Consider the following 19214-nt stretch of genomic DNA (forward strand, 5'->3'; position numbering starts at 1 on the left):
GCGCTGCGTCCTTCGTGCCGGCTCTTCAGGCAGCAGCCGTGCGACCCGTCGCGCCGGTGTTGCGGGCGGCGTCCATCAGCGCCGTGAACCGGTCGAACAGATAGCCGATGTCGTGCGGCCCCGGCGACGCTTCCGGGTGGCCCTGGAAGCAGAACGCCGGCTTGTCGGTCAGCGCGAAGCCCTGCAGCGTGCCGTCGAACAACGACACGTGCGTCACGCGCGCATTGGCGGGCAGCGTGTCGGCATCCACCGCGAAGCCATGGTTCTGCGACGTGATCACGACGCGGCCGTCCGCAAGATCCTTCACCGGGTGGTTCGCGCCGTGGTGGCCGGTCTTCATCTTCATCGTCTTTGCGCCGACGGCGAGCCCCATGATCTGGTGGCCAAGGCAGATGCCGAACGTCGGGATGCCGCGCGCGATGAATTCCTTCGTGGCCGCGATGGCGTAGTCGCACGGTTCCGGGTCGCCGGGACCGTTCGAAAGGAAGATGCCGTCCGGATTGAGCGCGAGCGCGTCGGCGGCGCTCGCCTGGGCGGGCAGCACGGTGACGTGGCAGCCACGCTGCGCGAGCATGCGCAGGATGTTGTGCTTCACGCCGTAGTCGAAGGCGACCACGCGGTACTTCGGCTCGTTCTGCACGCCGTAGCCTTCGCCCAGTTGCCATTCGGTCGTCGTCCAGACGTACTCGCGCTGCGTCGAGACCACCTTCGCGAGGTCCATGCCGGCAAGGCCCGGAAACGAGCGCGCCAGTTCGATGGCCTGAGCTTCGTCTGCCGAGCCCGCTACGATCGCGCCGTTTTGCGCGCCCTTGTCACGCAGAATGCGCGTGAGCTTGCGCGTGTCGATGCCCGCAATCGCCACCACGTTTTCGTCGCGCAGGTAGTCGGAGAGCGAACGCTCCATGCGGAAGTTCGACGCGAGCCCCGGCAGGTCGCGAATGATGAGACCGGCGGCATGGACTTTCGTGGCTTCGACGTCTTCAGCGTTGACGCCGACGTTGCCGATATGCGGATACGTGAGGGTGACGATCTGGCGGGCGTAGCTCGGGTCGGTCAGGATTTCCTGATAGCCCGTCATGGCCGTGTTGAACACGACTTCGCCGATGGTATGGCCCGGCGCGCCGATCGAGTAACCACGAAAGACCGTGCCGTCGGCAAGCGCGAGCAGAGCAGGAGAAAAAGACGGCAACACGGGAGACTCCTTGGGGGAACACCCTGTTGCCGACCTGTTGATCCGACCGTACGGGCTGAGGCAGCGGCATCGTTCGATGCGCGCGAGAGCCCGTCGCGGCTGGCGGCAGGCGTCGCGCTCGCGGCGGACGGTCGCGGCTCTCAACGAGCGGACCGGACGGGAGCTGCGGCGCGCCTTCCGCTGCCTGTTGCGTACACATTGCGTGCGAATGCACGCCGACGCGCGGCGGATGAACGGTTTGGAGGAGGTAGGCGCTAGGGTGCGGGTTGATAAGCTGAAACTTTCGAATTATAGCCTGAAAGCGACGTTATCTTCAAATCCCGGGACGTTAGGGCCAGAACCGCGGCGGCTCGCTGACCGTATTCACTATAGTCCACCCGGCCCCACGGGCAGCCGATGAGTCCCCAGTCGTTCGTGCCCGGCAAGGCTCGACATCGTGATTGCGGGACACCGGACGAGCGCGCCAATCCGGTTCTCCAGCCCATTTCAGGTTCGAGTCGCTCAGAGCTGCCGCTCGGCCGAAAGCGCGGCCGATTCCGCCATCGCCGGACCTGGCAGTACGTACCACACCGCACTTGCGAGTTGCAGCGCAATCAGGATGCCCCAGGCGGTGAGATGCGCCGCGCGCGGATAATGTCCGTCCATTTCGGGCCAGTGCGACAACACAGCGCCCACGCCGATCTGGAAACCGAAGATCAGCAGAAAGATAACGAGGGTGAGCGTCGTATTAACGCGTCCGATCAAATGCGCCGGGAAATGTCGCGCCATCGCCGCGTAACTCAGGATGCCGGTGCCGCCGAAGAAGCCGTAAGCCGCCCACAGGAAGCCGGCGGGCAGCGGCGCGCCGCACACGATCAGGACCTGGGTGACGACGAACAGCGCCATGCCGATGCCGCAGAACGCGTACAAAGAAATGCCCTGGCGCTCGAGGCCGCGGGCCGCCGCGCCAAAGCCCACGCAACCCGCCATCATCGCGAAGCCCAACACCGATACGAGCGCGGCCGCGGCCGGCCCGGCGAAGCCCGCGACATCGCGCAGCCACGCACCGACCCACAGCGACTGCATGGCGTAAAAGACCCCCTGCGTGACGACGGAGAACGACGCCATCCTCCAGAACGCCGCGCTGCGCATGATGTGCCACGTGCCCTTGAACTGACTCACGAGCCCGCCCTGGCGATGCTGCGAGTCGCGCGACTCCGGTGCGCCGAGCCAGAGCGCGGCAGACACGGCCACCGTAAGCACGCCCAAACCAACGCACACCGTACGCCAGCCCGCAAACGTCAGTAGCCAGGTCAGCGGAGATCCGACTGCAACGCCGCCCAGCCCGCCGACCGCCATCACGAGCCCGTTCATGAGCGGCAGCCGCGCCTGCGGGTAATGCTGCGCAAGCGCCTTGAACGCCGCGCCGAGACATACGGAAACGCCCACACCGATCAGCAGCCGCCCTGCCATCATCCCGGCCACGCCATGAGCCGCGCCGAAGACCCATACGCCGGCCGCAGCAAAGAGGAGCATCCCCGCCGTTACGCGGCGCGCGCCGTAGTGATCGAGCAGCACGCCTGCCGGAATCTGGGCACCCGCGAAGCCGAGAAAGTAGAGACTGGTGAGAAGGCCAAGATCGGCTGCGGAAAGTCCGAGTTCATGAGTGATCAACGGCGCGAAGCCGAGATTGACGCCACGGAACACGTACGAGACGAAATACCCCGCGGAGAACAGCACGAACACACGCAACTGGGTAGAGGACATGGGAACGTCGGACGAGCACTGTGTAAGCGCCGGCGCATCGGCCGGCGAGAAACCGGAACGATACTGGAAAGCGGCCGCGCCTGCCGGACGCGGATTCGACGCCACGCCCCACCGAATCCGCATCACGCGGCGACGGGAACGGCTGCAGCAGAAATGAAAACGCCGTCACGCAAGGTGACGGCGCATGAAAATACCAGGTGTGATCGGAGCGCGTTTCATGCGCTGCCCCCGCAACGCATGTGGTCACCCCAGGCGGGCCGCTTGTTTTACTTGCGCTTGCGCGCTTCGCCTGCGGTCTTCGGGCGGCTTGCCGCAGACTTCGATGCCTTGCTGGACACGCTTGCAGGCGCCTTCGTCGATGCAGCCGGCGTCTTCTTCGCAGCCGCCGAAACCTTGACGACGCCGGTGCGAGCGTGACCGTGCTTCTTATCGTAGCGCGAACCGGCAGGCCTGTCCGGAACGCTTGCGCTGACCTTCTCCACGCCGCCGCCCTGCACAGTGGTCGCGAGCTTTTCGGGGCCCGGCTCGCTCGGCATCGACTTGCCGACCGGCACGTGCAACACGAGCACCTGACCCGGGCCGACGAGCGTCCGGTGCGTACGGTTCCACGCCTGCAACTGACCGACGGAAACACCGTAGCGGCTCGCCACGGCGGCCATCGACTGCTTGCGGCGCACGCGGATCAGCATCTTGCGGGTGTCGGGTACGTCGGGCTCCATTGCCAGCACGGCGCTTTCGGCGACGTCGGCGCTGATGTCTTCGTCGTCGTCACCGCCGCTGCGCGGCACCACGAGCGTAGAGCCCGGTTTCAGACGCATGCCCGCCGGAATCTTGTTGACCGACATGAGCGTGTCCGCGTCCACGCCGATCTTCTCGGCGAGTGCCACAGGGCGCGCGCGCTCGGTCACCGTGTACGTGGTCCACGACGAGAGCTGGCCCTTGTAGGCCTTCAGGTTGTGCTCGAACGCGCTCGCGTTGTCGAACGGCAGCAGGATCTGCGGCTGCGTCGCCCCGAGGATGACCGGCTTCTTGAACGACGGGTTAAGCGAGCGGAATTCGTCCGTGGACATGTTCGCCAGCTTCGCGGCCACGTCGACGTCCATGTCGTGGGAAGTCGTGACCGTCACAAAGTACGGGTGATTCGGGATGGAGGGCAGCGCGAGCCCGTACTGCTGCGGGTTCGTCACGATATTTTTGACGGCCTGCAGCTTCGGCACGTAGTTGCGTGTCTCGTTCGGCATGCGCAGGCTCTGGTAGTCCGTGGGCAGCCCCGCCGCCTGGTTGCGCGCAATGGCGCGCTGCACATTGCCTTCGCCCCAGTTGTACGCCGCGAGCGCGAGATACCAGTCGCCGAACATGTCATGCAGGCGCGACAGATAGTCGAGCGCGGCGCTGGTCGACGCAAGCACGTCGCGGCGCTCGTCCTGCCACATGTTCTGTTTGAGGTTGTAGGTGCGGCCCGTGCCCGGGACGAACTGCCACATGCCCGCCGCCTTCGCGACCGAAAGGGCCTGCGGGTTGTACGCGGATTCGATGAACGGCAGCAGCGCGAGCTCGGTGGGCATGTGCCGCGCCTCGAGCTCTTCGACGATGTGATAGAGGTACTTCTGCGACCGCTCGGTCATGCGGGCCACGTAGGCGGGGCGCTGCGCATACCAGTTGACCTGCATGTCGACCAGGTCGCTCTGCAGGTCGGGCATCTGGAAACCGCGGCGGATGCGCGCCCACAGATCGGTATCGGCGCTGGTGAGCTGATCGACGGAACCGTTGTCGACGTCGATGGTTTCTTTGGCGGAGGCAGTCTTGCGGAGGGTGTCGGCTACAACTTGCTGGGTATTGGGATCGGGTGAGGCGGATTGACTCGCAGTCGGTCCCTGGCTCGCGCACGCGGCGAGCATGAGGACCATTAGCGCACTAAAGATAAATCGCATGAATCGGCTTCCACAAGGCTGGAATTTGGAGCCGATGGTACGGGAAGCCAAGCGTTTCCGTCAATTGGAAATAACGGGAAAAACCCAGCTAAATCCGAAGCTTGGCCAATTTTCCATAGTGATGGGATGAAGATCGCCGCGATTTACAACGGCTGGAAAGCGCGTTGACAACGCTTCAGCGGAAGCGATTTTTCCACTCCCGCATGAGCGTGAACGCCGCGAGGCGGTCCGGCACCGTTTCGTGGAGCGACTGCGCAAGCGTGGCCTGGACTGTCGGGTCGCCGGCACGCAGGAACGGATTCACGGCGCGCTCGTGCGCGATCGTGGTGGGCAGCGTGGGCTCGTTTCGCTCGCGCCGGGCGACGGCCTCATCGCGCCACGCGGCAAGGTCTCTATTGGCCGGCTCGCACGCCAGCGCGAAACGGATGTTCGAAAGCGTGTATTCGTGTGCGCAATGCACCTGGGTCGCGCCGGGGAGCGCCGCGAGCGCGTCGAGCGAGGTCAGCATCTGCGCCGGCGTGCCCTCGAAAAGCCGGCCGCAGCCGCAGGCGAACAGCGTGTCGCCGCAAAACACGTGCGGCGTGCCGAGTGGGTCGGCCGCCTGGAAGTACGCGATATGGCCACGCGTGTGGCCGGGCACGTCAATCACGGAAAATTCGAGCGCCGGCTGGGCGATGTGGATGTGGTCGCCGCCCGCAAGCGGATGCGTGACGCAGGGAATCTGCTCGGCTGCCGGACCGTAGACGGGCAGCGCCTCGCCTTTCAGCAGATCGGCCACTCCGCCGACGTGGTCGTTGTGATGGTGCGTGAGTAAAATAGCGGCGAGCCGCCAGCCCCGCTTCGCCAGATACGCGCGCACCGGGCCGGCTTCGCCCGGATCGACGGCGATCGCATCGCGACCGTCTGACACGACCCAGACGTAGTTGTCTTCAAACGCCGGGACGGGTACGTATTCGTACGCAAGCGCATTCATGGGCGACGCATTCTTCAATATGTCTGACCGACCGATTATAGACTGGCCCGCCTGGATCGCCTCGCCGCCCGGCCGCTACGTGCTGGACTGGGAACAGGAGCAGCTGGACCGCGTGGTGTCGGACGTCTTCGGCTATCACGCACTGCAACTCGGCCTGCCGCAACTCGACGGACTGCGCGAGAACCGCATGCCATGCCGGGGCCTGCTGCTCGACGCCCAAAGCGTCGCGAGCGCCCCCTACACCCTGCCGCGCGAGGCCGGCATCGCCGGGCCGGTTGCACCTGTCTGGCCGGCACCCGCGCCGCGTCATGCCCCCGAGGGCCGCAGCGTGGTGTGGTGCGACCTGCTGGACCTGCCGCTCGAGACGCAAAGCGTCGACCTCATCGTGATGCCGCACACGCTCGAGTTCACGAGCGACCCCCACCGGCTGCTGCGCGAGGCCGAGCGCGTGCTCATGCCCGAAGGGCAACTGGTGATTCTCGGCTTCAATTCGCTGAGCCTCTGGGGCGCCCGCCAGTCGGTGGGCAAGGTGGCGGGGCGCCCGTTCCTGCCTGGCGAGCACGACCTCATCGCGTTCACGCGTCTCAAGGACTGGATCAAGCTGCTCGGCTTCGAACTTGAACGCGGGCGCTTCGGCTGCTATCGTCCGCCGCTTGCCACCGACCAGTGGCTCGCGCGCTACGCCTTCATGGAAAGCGCAGGCGACCGCTGGTGGCCCATCTTCGGCGCCGTCTACATGGTCACGGCGATCAAGCGCGTGCGCGGCATGCGCCTCGTCGGGCCCGTGAAGGTGAAAAAGCCGGTGCTGGCCGCCGGCCTCGCGCCGGCCGCCACCCCTCATCCACGCAACAGGAACCCATGACTTCTCCCGACTTCGTCGAAATATTCACGGACGGCGCCTGCAAGGGCAATCCCGGTCCGGGCGGCTGGGGCGCGCTGCTGCGCTTCGGCACGCAGGAAAAAGAACTGTTCGGCGGCGAGGCGCAGACCACCAACAACCGCATGGAACTGATGGCCGTGATCGCCGCGCTGGACGCGCTCAAGCGCCCCTGCCGCGTAGTCGTGCACACCGATTCGCAATACGTGCAGAAAGGCATCAGCGAGTGGATTCACGGCTGGAAGAAAAAGAACTGGATGACCGCGGCGAAAACGCCCGTGAAGAACGACGATCTGTGGAAGCGGCTGGATGCCGCCGTCGGGCGCCACGAGATCGAATGGCGCTGGGTCAAGGGCCACGCCGGCCATCCGGAGAACGAGCGCGCCGACGCGCTCGCCAACCGCGGCGTCGCCGCGCTCGCGCCAACGTGAAGCCGGCCTCACAGCCACAGCTCAGGCAAGCGGCTAAAGCCGTTTCCCGCAACACCTCAACGTAGAACCGCTCAACATGCGCCAGATCATTCTCGATACCGAAACCACCGGCCTCAACGCGCGTTCCGGCGACCGCATCATCGAAATTGGCTGCGTGGAACTGGTGAACCGCCGGCTGACCGGCAATAACCTGCACTTCTATGTGAATCCGGAACGCGATAGCGACCCGGGCGCGCTCGCTGTACACGGCCTCACCACCGAATTTCTGAGCGACAAGCCCAAATTCGCCGAAATCGCCGACGCGCTGCTCGACTTCGTGCGTGGCGCGGAAATCATCATCCATAACGCGCCGTTCGACATCGGCTTTCTCGAAGCGGAATTTGCGTTGCTCGGACTGCCGTCGTTTCGCGAGCAGTGCGGCGAAATCATCGATACGCTCGTGCAGGCCAAGCAGATGTTCCCGGGCAAGCGCAATTCGCTCGACGCGCTCTGCGACCGCTTCGGCATCAGCAACGCGCACCGCACGCTGCACGGCGCACTGCTCGACTCGGAGTTGCTCGCGGAGGTCTACCTGTCGATGACACGCGGCCAGGAAAGCCTCGTGATCGACATGATCGGGGAAACCGCCGCGGCGGCGGGTGAAGCCGGTGCGCCGCTGCTGCAGGCGAGTTCGCTGGCCCTGCCCGTGATCGTTGCGACCGACGAGGAACTCGCCGCACACCAGGCGCTGCTCGATGGCCTCGACAAGGCAGTCAAGGGAACGAGCGTCTGGCGGCTCGAACCGGCGCCCGTTGCGACGGCCGAAGCTGCTGGCAAAACCGTCGATACGCAGACTGCTTAAAAAGTGCTTTACGAAGCGAGAGGAGTCTGACATAATGCGCAGCTCTTCGGGCGGTTAGCTCAGCGGTAGAGCACTGCCTTCACACGGCAGGGGTCACTGGTTCGATCCCAGTACCGCCCACCAGAATTCGTGGGTGTGTCGGAAGCCCGAAGAACAAAGGCCCTCAGGCGAAAGTCTGAGGGCCTTTTTCATTTCCGGCTCCTTACTGGCAACCGGATCCGCCTCGCATACAACATCAGCGGCACAACATCAGCAGGGCATTACCAGCTCACCCGACCTGCGTTCGACCTCATCGGGCACAGCCACGCTCGCAACATTCATCCCGATGTGGCAACTACCTGCGCGGCACGCGCGCCTGCCGCGGCTTCCACCGGCGCAGCTGCCACGCGGGCCGTTGCGCCGGCCCCGGCCAGATACGCCGCGATACTCGCGCACATCACGAGCGTAGCCGGCACGAACAGCATGCTGAGCGCCCTCACCTCGTCCTGATAACCCAGCGCGATGAACAGCGGCACGTTGATCGCCGCGGCAATGAGCGTGTGTTGACGCAGCGCTCGCGGCAGCGCACGCCAGCCCGCGCGTACCGTGAAGGCGAGCGCGGCCAGGATCAGCACGTTGACGCCTTTCGGCAGCAGCACGCCATACGTCCACTCGCCCAGCAGATAGTTGCGCGGATTCAGCAGGAAATGCAGGTTCAGCCACAGGTTGAAGATCGCGGGCTGGCCCGGGTTGTGCGCGTAATGCAGTTTGACCGCGACGTTGACGAGCGCGCCCACCGCAACGCACGCTGCCACGCCGAGAAGCGCAGTGCGCCTCGACACAGTCTGCCGGACCAGTGGATACAGCGCGATTACGAAAACCGCGAACGACTCCTTGTTGAAGGTGGCCACCAAGGTAAGCGGAATCAGCCACTGCCAGCGGCCGCGCAACGCCAGCCAGACGGCGAGCGCCATGAACAGCAGCTCGACGAAGTCGTAATAGAACGACGCGGGCATGGCGATCGCGAACGCAAGCGGCGCGAGGGTGGACGCAGCTTCGTTGCCGGTCACCTCCATGCACGCGCGCCGCAGCATCAGCATGGCGGCAACGAGCGCGCCAAACGTCAGCCCGTATGCCATGTAGTAGCGCAGCGCGTAAGGCGGAGCGTCCGAGCCGGCAGCATGGGCAAACGACGCGCGCAACGGGCTGTGCTTCGGCGCCTCGGTGGCGAGATGCGCGAGGAAGCGCTGCTCGATGGCGTGAGGCACCGCTTTCGCAGCAACATTGACGACCGCCGGAAGCAGTTGCCGGTACACGTACGGACGCTCGGCCGTGCCGTCGACGATCGCGACGAGCGACGTGCCGGCGTCGCCATCGCGAAAGCCGTATTTCGCCAGGAAGCCGCAATACGATGCCGCGGCAACGAGGACGTAGACGCACAGCAGCATCGTCGTGCGCGTGGCGGCGCGTGACAGTGCAGACACGTTCATGGCTCGCTCCCCTCTATCGCTATGCGCGTACTCGTCGTGACAGATGCGCGCGCGGCCGGCGCCGACGCAACCGCACGCACATGGATCCGTCCGAGGATGGTAGGCAGGCAGCGCGCCGGCAACCGTGTGCTGCCGTACGAAGCCGCCCATGCCCACGTGTGCCTTGGCGCACGGTTCGCGGCCGGCGGCCGGCATACGATCGGCGGACCGCCGCAGCCTTGAGCTGGCTCCTGGATCTGTCGATGCATGCAATGAGGCTATTGTCATGGGGCCGCTATCCCGCGATCCCGCAGACAGGTCACGCGTTGGCGTGGCCCGATGCAGCCGCGCGCGCGTTGCGCCAGTTGGCTGCGCAGGCAGGCACCACGCTGCCGTTCGGCAATGGCCGCAGCTACGGCGACAGCTGTCTTGCCGCAAGCGGCCACGTGCTCACGCTGGATTCGCTCGACCATTTCATCGCTGCCGACTGGCAAGCCGGCATCCTGCGCGCGCAAGCCGGCGTGACGCTCGGCGAGGTGCAGGCGCTCGCCGTCGCGCACGGCTGGATATTGCCAGTGACACCCGGCACGCAGTTCGTCACGCTCGGCGGCGCGCTCGCCAACGACGTGCACGGCAAGAACCATCACGTCAGGGGCACGTTCGGGCGACACGTCCGGCGTTTTCGTCTGTTGCGTTCCGATTCGCCGCCGCTCGAATGCAGTGCCGACGAGCACGGGTTGCTCTTTCGCGCAACGATTGGCGGCCTCGGGCTGACCGGCGTCGTCGAATGGATCGAACTGCAACTGATGCCCGTGCGCTCCGGCTTGCTCCATGTCGAGACTGTTCCGTTCGCGCACGTCGACGAATTCCTCGCGCTATCCGATGCGCTCGACGCGCAACACGAATACGGCGTGGCTTGGGTGGATTGCATGAGTCGCGGCGCCGCGCTCGGGCGCGGCATCTATATGTCCGCCGATCACGCGGATGCCGATGCGTCTGTCGCTGGCCACGACACCCGCCCGCAAAGCAGCGGCCTGTGGCGCATTCCGTTCGCACTGCCCTGCTCGCCTGTAAACCGCCTGACGCTCAAGCCCTTCAACACGCTCTACTACCATCGGCAGCGCGCCCGGGCCGCTCGAACTCGAGGCGGCAGCTGGGTCGATTACGCGCGCTATTTCTATCCGCTCGATCGCATTCGCGACTGGAACCGGCTGTACGGCCGCAACGGTTTCCAGCAATACCAGTTCGTCGTGCCGACAGCAGCGGCGCACGACGCACTGCGCGCCGCCCTCGAAGCCATCGCGGCACATGGCAGCGGTTCGTTTCTCGCGGTGCTCAAGCGCTGCGGCACGTTGCCCTCGCCCGGGCTGCTGTCGTTTCCGATGCCGGGCATTTCACTCGCGCTCGACTTTCCGCAACGCACGGTGCGCGACGCGCGTCTGTTCGACCGGCTCGATGCCATCGTGCGGGAGGCAGGCGGCCGCCTGTATCCGGCGAAGGACGCACACATGAGCGGTGCGGATTTCCGCGCCACCTATCCGGCATGGCAAACCCTGGAAAGCCTGCGCGATCCGGCTTTGATGTCCCGCTTCTGGCAACGGACGACACAATCATGAAGAACATTCTGATCATCGGCGGCGCTTCGGCCATTGCGGCCGCGTGCGCGCGCGAATGGCTGCGTGCGGCGCAGCCGGTCGGCTTTTTCCTCGTTGGCCGCGATGAAGCCCGGCTCGCCTCGGTCGCGAACGACCTGCGTGTGCGCGGCGCGGCGCGCGTCGAGACCTACGTGCTCGACGTGAACGATCTTGCGCTGCACCCGCCCATGGTCGAGGCCTGCGTTGCCGCGCTCGGGCGCATCGATATCGCCCTCCTGGCGCACGGCACGCTCGCCGACCAGGCTGCCTGCGAACGCGATCCTTCCGCGGCAGTCGATGCGTTCATGACCAATGCGGTGTCCACCATCGCGCTGCTCACGCTGCTGGCGCAGCGTTTCGAGGCGCAGCGCGGCGGTACGCTGGCCGTGATTTCCTCCGTGGCGGCCGATCGCGGCCGTCCTTCGAATTACGTGTACGGCGCCGCGAAGGCCGCCGTCACGACCTTCTGCGAAGGGCTGCGCGCGCGCCTGTTCAAGTCCGGCGTGCGCGTGCTCACCATCAAGCCCGGCTTCGTCGCAACGCCCATGACAGCCGGCCTGCCCTTGCCCGCGCCGCTCGTCGCATCGCCGCAGCGCGTGGCAACGGACATCGTCCGCGCGATCGGCCGCAGCCGCGACTCGCTCTATACGCCGTGGTTCTGGGCAGAGGTCATGCTGGCAATCCGCTTGCTGCCGTCGTTCGTGTTCAAGAGGCTGTCGCTGTGAGCGCCCCTGCGCCTCAGCTCTCGCGTGCGCAGATCGTCTACTGGTATGCGTTCTTCGCCGCGCTTTCGATTGCCGCCAACCTCGGCGTGCAAACCATTGCATATCGCGTTTATCTGGCTGCGGCCGGCTGGCTCGCCGACGCCGATCTGTTCTGCACGGCAGCCAGCTCGCCCTGCGCCGCATGGGCGGTGCCGTTTTCCGTCTGCGCAGGCACGGGCATGGGGCTCGTCGTGAAGTACCTGCTCGACAAGACATGGATATTTCGCTACGAGCACCGCAACGCCGCGCACGGCGCGCGCACGTTCGTCTTGTACGTGGTGATGGGAATCGGCACGACGCTCGTCTTCTGGCTGTTCGAATTCGGCGCGCAGGCACTCTTCCACACGGAGCCGGCGCGGCTGGCGGGCGGCGCGCTCGGTCTCGTGGCGGGTTACGTCGCAAAGTACAGGCTCGACAAGCGCTTCGTGTTTGCCTGATTGCGCGTGCGTTCGCGTACGGAAACGCTTTGCGCGAACCGACAGAATGACCTCGAAAAGTCCGGACATGCGATGCGCGGCGCGCAGCGCGGCCCGATCCCGTTTTGCTTGTTGCCGGGTCGCACGCCACCGGCGCGGAGACCACCCATGGCCACGCTGCCTGCTGCGTCGCCAGTGCCGCTGTGTGTCGATCTCGACGGCACGCTTGCGCGCACCGATCTGCTCTTCGAAGCGTTCTTCGCGCTCGCAAGGCAGAACCCGCTCGCGTTGCTGCTGTGCATCGTCTGGATGCTGCGCGGACGCGCCTATCTCAAGGAGCAGATTGCGAAACGCGTAACGCTGGACGCAAGCATGCTGCCGTACAACACGCAACTGCTCGCCTACCTGCGCAGTGAACGCTCGAGCGGCCGCGAACTGTATCTGTGCACTGCCACGCACGGCACGCTCGCGGAACAGGTGGCCACGCACATCGGCCTCTTTACCGGCGTATTCGCGACGCGAGGACAGCTCAATCTGCGCGGCTCGAACAAGGCGCGCGTGCTGGTCGAGCAATTCGGCGACGGCGGCTTCGACTACTGCGGCGACGCGCGCGCCGACATCCCCGTATGGCGGCGCGCACGCCGCGCCATCGTGGTGGGGAGCCGCCACATCGAAGCGGCGGCGCGCAAGGTCAACGCAACGACTATCTTCTTCGACGACAATCGGCACCGGTTGCCGCTTGCGCTCAAGGCGATGCGCCCCTACCAGTGGATCAAGAACGTACTCGTGTTCGTTCCGCTGCTTGCCGCGCATCGGCTCGCCGACCCACTCGCGCTGCGCGACGCCTGCATTGCGTTCGCCGCGTTCTGCCTGTGCGCGTCGTCGGTCTACCTGCTCAACGACATGCTCGATCTCGACGCCGACCGCCGTCACGTGCGCAAGTGCAGCCGGCCGTTCGCCTCGGGCAATCTGCCGCTTTCGTGGGGTGTGGTGCTGACTGTCGTGCTGGCCACTGCGGCGGGCGGGCTGACCGTGTTGCTGCCTGCGCCGTTTGCGGCGGTGCTGGCCGGCTACTTCGCGGCCACGCTCGCTTATTCGATCGCGTTGAAGCGCATGGCGCTGGTCGACGTATTCACGCTCGCCTGCCTGTACACCGTGCGCGTAATTGCTGGCGGCGCAGCCACCGGGATCACGCTGTCGCACTGGCTGATCCTCTTCTGCGTGCCGATTTTCCTGAGCCTCGCCATGGTCAAGCGCTATGTCGAACTGGATGCGATTCTGCGCGAGGGCAAAGCCGAGGCGGCGGGGCGCGGCTACATCACGCAGGACATGTCGATCCTGCGTTCGTTCGGTACGGCCTCCGCGTATCTCGCGGTGCTGGTGCTCGCGCTGTATCTGAATTCGCCCGAACAGAGGCTGCTGTACAGCCATCCTCCCGCGCTGTGGATGCTCTTTGCGCTCACGCTGTTCTGGGTGAGCCGCATCTGGATGTTCGCGTTTCGCGGCAGGATGCACGACGACCCGATCGTGTTCGCGTTTCGCGACCGCGTAAGCATGGCGGTCATCGCACTGTGCGGCGCCAGCATGCTGCTCGCAATCTGAGGAACCTGGGGAGGAAGACGCCGCGCCGTGGCCCCCGCGGACTTACAGCACGCCCGCGTACTCCGTTTCCGGCAAGCCGACCACGCCCGGTCTCACCGCGAACACGGCGCCGTCGTCGTCGGATGCGCTATTCGCAGGCTGGATCGACATCACGAACAACGTATCGAGTCCACGCCCGCCGAACGCGCACATGGAAGGCTTCACGGCGGGCACCGCGATCTCGCGGTCCAGCACGCCCTCTGGCGTGAAGCGCAAAACACGGCCCGCGTCGTTGGCGCAGATCCAGTAGCAACCGTCGGCATCGACCGCCGCGCCGTCGGGCCGGCCCGCGTAGTGATGCAGGTCGGCGAACATGCGGCGGTTGTGCGGAATGCCAGCGTCCGTATCGAAGTCGAATGCCCAGACGAGCCGCCGCGAAGGGTGGGAATCCGACAAATACAGGGTCCTGCCATCCGGCGACCAGGCAAGACCGTTCTGCGTAACGAGCCCCTCGACAACCGGTGCCGACAGCATGCCTTCGGCGTCGAATCGATAAAGCGCGCCAGCCGGGTTAGCGAGCGACATGTCCTGCACCATCGTCCCGGCCCAGAAGCGCCCCTGGCGATCGCAGCGGCCGTCGTTGAAGCGCATGTCGGGCGCCGCGTGAACGGGCGTGGCGAGCCTTCGCACCTGGGCTCGCCACGCTGCGCCCGGCGCTGCGGTGAAACCGGTCGCGTTTGCCGAATCCGCCGTCTCCGGCAGCGTCACAGCAAAGATGCCGGTCTCCAGCCCCGCGATGAGCCGCCCACCCCGCGCAAACGCGATGCACGCCACACGCTCCGGCAAGAGCCACTCGGTCCGCGCGCCGTCATCGATGCGCAACCGCACGATTTTTTGCGCCGGAATATCGACCCAGTACAGGGCGTTCTCCTGCGCGCGCCATACCGGGCTTTCGCCCACCTGCATGCGCCCCGCAGCGGCAATGCGTTCGACGTGGCCCGTACCGCTCACCGGCCACGCTCCAGCGGCTCGCCCACCACGAACGCGCCGCCCTGGAAGCGTTGCGCGGGGTCGTCGTAGGCGGCGGTCGGCGCGCTCACGGGAAAGCGGCCTGCAAACTGCGCCGAGCTGTCCTGCGGGCAGAAACCGAGAAAGCCGACCTTGGTGTTGTCCCACCACTTCGCGGGGTTGTCCGATACGCCATAGACGATCGCGTGTCCAACACGGTTCGTGAACAGCGAGCAGCGCACGAGTTCGACGAAATCGCGATAGCTGAGGAAGGTCACGAGCATGCGCGGATTCTTCGGCTCTTCGAACGACGAACCAATGCGCAGGCACACCGTTTCAATGCCGAAGCGGTCGTAGTAGTACCGCGAAAGGGCCTCGCCAAAGCACTTGGTCACGCCGTAAAGGCTGTCGGGACGCTGCGGCGAATCGGCGTCGAGTACTTCGGTCACCGGATGAAAACCGATGGCGTGATTGGAACTCGCGAACACGACGCGCTTCACGCCATGGCGCTGCGCCGCGGCGTAGAGGTTGTAGGTGCCGCGGATGTTGGCTTCGATCAGGTCGTCGAACGGCGCGTCCACCGAAATGCCGCCGAGGTGGATCACCGCGTCCACGCCTTCGAGCAGCGCATCCACCGCGGCGCGATCGGCCAGGTCGACCACCGATGCCTCTTCGTGTGCCGCGACCGCGTCGAGCGGGGCGACGTCCGTGATGCGGACCGCGTCCGCCCATTGTGCGAGCGGGCCGCGCAACTGTTTGCCGAGGTTGCCGGCCGCGCCGGTCAGAAGCAGCCGACGGAAAGGTTTGCGCGGCGCCGCTGATTCGTTGCTCATGAATGCCACCCAGATGGATTGAGGATTGAGTAGTGGATTGGCCTCGCCCTGTCTCCGGGGCGCAGGCGGCGCGAGAGAAAACGTTTTCCCGATAATAAGGTGGTGCGGTGAGCGAGTCAATCCGGCCCTACCGCGAACCAGGGATCGCCGCTTCGTCAAGTCCGGTGAGCAAAAGAAGCGCACGCGCGACGGCAAAACGACATCGGTACGAGCAGGTGAGTGACAGCAGAGGCCGTCTTCCGCGAAAATGCAGTTAACAATTCGAGAAAACGTTACCTCCACCGATGAAGAAATCGTCCCCTACCATCCGTGATGTCGCCGCCGCAGCGGGTGTCTCCGTTGCCACCGTCTCGAAGTACATGAACGGCGCGCAGCGCTTTTCCGCGCCGGTAGAAGCCCGGCTGAAGGCTGCCATCGAGGCGCTCGGCTACCGCTCGAATCCGCTCGCGCGCTCCATGATCACCGGCAAGACGCGCACCATCGGTCTCACGGTTCTCGATATCTCCAACCCGCACTTCACGAACATCGTGAAAGGCGCGAACCGGGTCGCGCTGCAGCACGACTACACGCTGCTGCTGGTGGATACCGAAGAAAACCAGGCGCGCGAGCGGCCGCTCATCGAAGCCCTGGCGCTGCGCGTCGACGGCCTGATCGTGAGTTCGCGTATGCCCGACGAAGCGTCGGACTGGATGCTCGAACTCAACAAACCCGTGGTGCTGCTGCGGCGCAGTCCGCATCTGCAGATTCCGAGCGTGGGCATCGACAATCATCTGGCCACCTACATGCTGGCGCGCCATCTCGTGAATCAGGGGCACCGGCACGTGGCGTACCTCGGCTTCGGCCAGGCGCGCGTCAACGACGAGCGGATTCGCGGCGCGCGCGAATGCCTCGCCGAGGCGGGTCTCACGCTCGAGGTGTACGACGCGCATGCGCCCACGGCGCAGGCGGGCGAGCGGGCCTGTTCGTCGGTGATGCTGGGTCCGTCCCGGCCCGACGCGGTGATCTGCTACAACGACCTGATCGCGCTCGGCTTCATGAAGGAAGCGGCCTCGCTCGGGTTCCGGCTGCCGCAGGACGTATCCGTCACGGGCATCGACAACGTGCCGTATGGCGAATATGCGTCGCCCGCCCTCACCACGGTCGATATCCAGAGCGAAAAGATGGGTGAGCTGGCCATGCAGAAGCTGCTCGAGGCGCTCGCCGGCAAGCGCGAAAGCGGCTACGCAACATTCGAGCCGCGCCTGATCGTGCGCGAATCGACCATCCGGCGCAATTGAGGACGCGCCTGAAGACGCGACCCGAGGCATGGCGGGCTGAACGTCGCGCAAGTCATACGTTCGCCCGGTAGCGCCTTTAATGAAAAGCGTTGCCGCTCGCCCGACTGATGTTGTACGATGACCGATGTCTACAACGAACCGCGCGCAGCGCACGTCCACCATGACCCCTCAAGAGCTGAAGACAGTCCTTTCTTCGGGCCTGCTGTCGTTCCCCGTCACCGACTTCGACGCCAATGGCGATTTCCGCCCGGACACCTACGCGGCGCGCCTCGAATGGCTTGCGCCCTACGGCGCGAGCGCTCTTTTCGCCGCAGGCGGCACCGGCGAGTTCTTCTCGCTCCAGCCGGGCGAGTTCACGGACATCATCCGCACCGCGGTCGAAACCTGCCGCAACAAGGTGCCGATTCTCGCCGGCGCCGGCGGCCCGACGCGCACCGCCATCGCGTTCGCGCGCGAAGCCGAACGCGTCGGCGCGCAAGGCGTGCTGCTGCTGCCGCACTACCTCACGGAAGCGTCGCAGGAAGGCCTCGCGGCTCACGTGGAGGCGGTGTGCAAGTCGGTGAACTTCGGCGTGGTGGTGTACAACCGCGGCGCGTGCCGTCTGCAGGCCGACACGCTGGCGCGCCTTGCTGACCGCTGCCCGAACCTGGTTGGTTTCAAGGACGGCATCGGCGACATCGAATTGATGGTCACGATCCGCCGCAAGCTGGGCGACCGCTTCACGTATCTGGGCGGCCTGCCTACGGCGGAAGTCTACGCAGCGGCGTACAAGGCGCTTGGTGTGCCCGTGTATTCGTCGGCGGTGTTCAACTTCATCCCGAAAACGGCCGTCGAGTTCTACCAGGCAATCGCCAACGACGATCACGCGACCGCTGGCCGTCTGCTGGACCAGTTCTTCCTGCCGTATCTGGAAATCCGCAACCGCCGTGCGGGCTACGCCGTGAGCATCGTCAAGGCTGGCGCGCGACTGGTGGGCCACGACGCGGGTCCGGTGCGCGCACCGCTCACCGACCTCACCGAAGAAGAGTGCGCGAAGCTCGACGCGCTCATCAAGTCGGTTGGCGCGCAGTAACGAGTAACGGCACCCGCCACGCGCCGCCGGTTGTGCCCCGGTGGCGCGCAGGCAAGCATTTAATCGGGAATTAAAGCGAATCGCCGCCTGCCTGCTCGGCCGCTTCGTGGGCACGGCGCAGCCGCTCCCGGCTCTTGGCGAGATGAGTTCGCATCGCGGCGCGCGCCGCCTCCTGGTCGCGCCGCGCAATCGCTTCGTAGATGTCCTCGTGCTCCTGCCCGAGGCGCGCGGCATAACGGTCGGCGTCGTCCTCCGCGAAGCTCGCCGAATTCAGGCGCGTGCGCGGAATCAGCGTCGTGCCCAGCTGCGACATGATGTCGACGAAATAGCGGTTGCCCGTGGCTTTTGCAATCTGCAGGTGAAACGCGTAGTCGAGCGTCGCGGTTTCGCCGCCGGATTTCGCCGCGACTGAAATGGCATCGAGCGCACGCCTCAGCGCGGCCAGGTCCTCCGGCGTAGCGCGCTGGGCCGCGAGGCTCGCGCATTCGCTTTCGAGGCTGATGCGCAGTTCGAGAATGGCGAGCACGTCGCGAATCGTCGTGATGGTGGCCGGATCGATGCCCACCGGCCGGCTCGCGCGCTCCAGCACGAAGCTGCCAATGCCATGCCGTGTCTCGACCAGACCGCTTGCCTGCAACCGCGAGATTGCCTCGCGCACCACCGTCCGGCTCACACCTTGAGCCAGCATGACTTCGGTTTCCGTCGGCAGTTTGTCGCCGGGGCGCAGCGTGCCGGCCTCGATCTGCGCCGTGAGCGCGTCGACGACTTCCTGGGCAAGGCTGCGCACGCGACGGCGGGGCGAAACTCCCGCTGGGCTGGCGGGCGGCGGCACGGTGGGCGCAGACATGATGGGCAAAATCCTCGCGACAGACCGGCAGGCGAATGCTGCCCGGTCCAAGGCTCGTTTAAGGGTTAACGCGGGGTAGGTCTCTCAAAGCTGAGTTCATTATACTGCGTCACATGTCATCTGATGACTGATGATATGGATTCCGATCCAGCTCTCGAGCGCCGGCCGTCGTCGTATTCCCAAGATCGGCTCGCGTCCGCCCAACCGCGGCAATCCACCGCCAGCAGTCCCTTCCGGTTCCGGTCCTTCGTCATGACTGAATTCAACAAACGTATCGGCGCTTCGGCAGAAACGGCATCCGCCATCGTTCAGCAGCCGTCCGGCGCGAACGTAAGCGCAGCAA

17 protein-coding genes and 1 tRNA gene are annotated in these 19214 nt (G+C 65.6%); 10 read left to right on the top strand and 8 right to left on the bottom strand.

What is annotated here, in order from left to right; genetic code table 11:
• Positions 1 to 25: 25 nt before the first annotated feature.
• The 4 genes from carA to gloB all read right to left on the bottom strand — a co-directional run bounded on the left by carA (position 26) and on the right by gloB (position 5842).
• Positions 26 to 1192 (bottom strand): glutamine-hydrolyzing carbamoyl-phosphate synthase small subunit, encoded by a 1167-nt coding sequence (carA, locus tag P2869_RS12265; protein WP_017776174.1) that lies wholly within the window; start codon positions 1190 to 1192, stop codon positions 26 to 28.
• Between the two features lie 501 nt (positions 1193 to 1693).
• Positions 1694 to 2938: an MFS transporter gene (locus P2869_RS12270; protein WP_026121735.1), complete on the bottom strand. Its 1245-nt coding sequence runs from the start codon at positions 2936 to 2938 to the stop codon at positions 1694 to 1696.
• A 266-nt stretch (positions 2939 to 3204) separates the two neighbouring features.
• On the bottom strand, positions 3205 to 4869 hold the full coding sequence (locus P2869_RS12275; protein ID WP_277596633.1) for a transglycosylase SLT domain-containing protein: 1665 nt from the start codon (positions 4867 to 4869) through the stop codon (positions 3205 to 3207).
• Positions 4870 to 5044: 175 nt separating this feature from the next.
• Positions 5045 to 5842 carry a hydroxyacylglutathione hydrolase gene (gene gloB, locus P2869_RS12280; RefSeq protein WP_199540392.1) on the bottom strand — a complete coding sequence of 266 codons (798 nt, stop codon included), beginning with the start codon at positions 5840 to 5842 and terminating at the stop codon, positions 5045 to 5047.
• Positions 5843 to 5861: 19 nt separating this feature from the next.
• On the opposite strand from gloB, the gene P2869_RS12285 reads away from it, so the two are divergent.
• From P2869_RS12285 to P2869_RS12300, 4 genes are all read left to right on the top strand, one after another.
• Positions 5862 to 6704, top strand: coding sequence for a class I SAM-dependent methyltransferase (locus tag P2869_RS12285; protein ID WP_026121733.1), 843 nt, complete (start codon positions 5862 to 5864; stop codon positions 6702 to 6704).
• Complete coding sequence (rnhA, locus tag P2869_RS12290; RefSeq protein WP_017776169.1) at positions 6701 to 7150, top strand: ribonuclease HI; 450 nt, start codon at positions 6701 to 6703, stop codon at positions 7148 to 7150. The genes P2869_RS12285 and rnhA overlap by 4 nt, the downstream gene beginning before the upstream one ends.
• A gap of 76 nt (positions 7151 to 7226) precedes the next feature.
• Positions 7227 to 7991 carry a DNA polymerase III subunit epsilon gene (gene dnaQ / locus P2869_RS12295; RefSeq protein WP_199540391.1) on the top strand — a complete coding sequence of 255 codons (765 nt, stop codon included), beginning with the start codon at positions 7227 to 7229 and terminating at the stop codon, positions 7989 to 7991.
• Positions 7992 to 8039: 48 nt separating this feature from the next.
• Positions 8040 to 8114, top strand: a tRNA-Val gene (locus P2869_RS12300).
• 194 nt (positions 8115 to 8308) lie between these two features.
• On the opposite strand, the gene P2869_RS12305 is transcribed toward P2869_RS12300, so the two are convergent.
• Positions 8309 to 9460, bottom strand: a complete 1152-nt coding sequence (locus P2869_RS12305; RefSeq protein ID WP_277596634.1) for a hypothetical protein — start codon at positions 9458 to 9460, stop codon at positions 8309 to 8311.
• A gap of 242 nt (positions 9461 to 9702) precedes the next feature.
• Between P2869_RS12305 and P2869_RS12310 the strand changes: the two genes are divergently transcribed.
• The 4 genes from P2869_RS12310 to P2869_RS12325 all read left to right on the top strand — a co-directional run bounded on the left by P2869_RS12310 (position 9703) and on the right by P2869_RS12325 (position 13855).
• Positions 9703 to 11055: an FAD-binding oxidoreductase gene (locus tag P2869_RS12310; protein WP_277596635.1), complete on the top strand. Its 1353-nt coding sequence runs from the start codon at positions 9703 to 9705 to the stop codon at positions 11053 to 11055.
• Entirely contained in the window at positions 11052 to 11798 is a 747-nt protein-coding gene (locus P2869_RS12315) for an SDR family oxidoreductase (RefSeq protein WP_277596636.1), read from the top strand. The genes P2869_RS12310 and P2869_RS12315 overlap by 4 nt, the downstream gene beginning before the upstream one ends.
• Positions 11795 to 12274: a GtrA family protein gene (locus P2869_RS12320; protein ID WP_277596638.1), complete on the top strand. Its 480-nt coding sequence runs from the start codon at positions 11795 to 11797 to the stop codon at positions 12272 to 12274. Before P2869_RS12315 ends, P2869_RS12320 begins: the two co-directional genes overlap by 4 nt.
• A gap of 147 nt (positions 12275 to 12421) precedes the next feature.
• Positions 12422 to 13855, top strand: a complete 1434-nt coding sequence (locus tag P2869_RS12325; RefSeq protein WP_277596639.1) for a UbiA family prenyltransferase — start codon at positions 12422 to 12424, stop codon at positions 13853 to 13855.
• Positions 13856 to 13897: 42 nt separating this feature from the next.
• On the opposite strand, the gene P2869_RS12330 is transcribed toward P2869_RS12325, so the two are convergent.
• The gene (locus tag P2869_RS12330; protein WP_277598128.1) at positions 13898 to 14800 is read right to left on the bottom strand and encodes an SMP-30/gluconolactonase/LRE family protein; all 903 of its coding nucleotides are present in this window, start codon (positions 14798 to 14800) and stop codon (positions 13898 to 13900) included.
• A 41-nt stretch (positions 14801 to 14841) separates the two neighbouring features.
• A complete protein-coding gene (locus P2869_RS12335) occupies positions 14842 to 15675 on the bottom strand; it encodes an NAD(P)-dependent oxidoreductase (protein WP_199540386.1) in 834 nt (277 codons plus the stop codon).
• Positions 15676 to 15959: 284 nt separating this feature from the next.
• Between P2869_RS12335 and P2869_RS12340 the strand changes: the two genes are divergently transcribed.
• Entirely contained in the window at positions 15960 to 16952 is a 993-nt protein-coding gene (locus P2869_RS12340; protein WP_026121414.1) for a LacI family DNA-binding transcriptional regulator, read from the top strand.
• Positions 16953 to 17076: 124 nt separating this feature from the next.
• A complete protein-coding gene (kdgD, locus tag P2869_RS12345; protein ID WP_233425701.1) occupies positions 17077 to 18024 on the top strand; it encodes a 5-dehydro-4-deoxyglucarate dehydratase in 948 nt (315 codons plus the stop codon).
• A gap of 70 nt (positions 18025 to 18094) precedes the next feature.
• Here the strand turns inward: kdgD and P2869_RS12350 are convergent, their stop codons facing one another.
• On the bottom strand, positions 18095 to 18871 hold the full coding sequence (locus P2869_RS12350; protein WP_277596640.1) for a FadR/GntR family transcriptional regulator: 777 nt from the start codon (positions 18869 to 18871) through the stop codon (positions 18095 to 18097).
• Positions 18872 to 19214 lie beyond the last annotated feature (343 nt).

This window comes from Paraburkholderia sp. SUR17 (assembly GCF_029536165.1).
GTDB lineage: Bacteria > Pseudomonadota > Gammaproteobacteria > Burkholderiales > Burkholderiaceae > Paraburkholderia > Paraburkholderia kururiensis.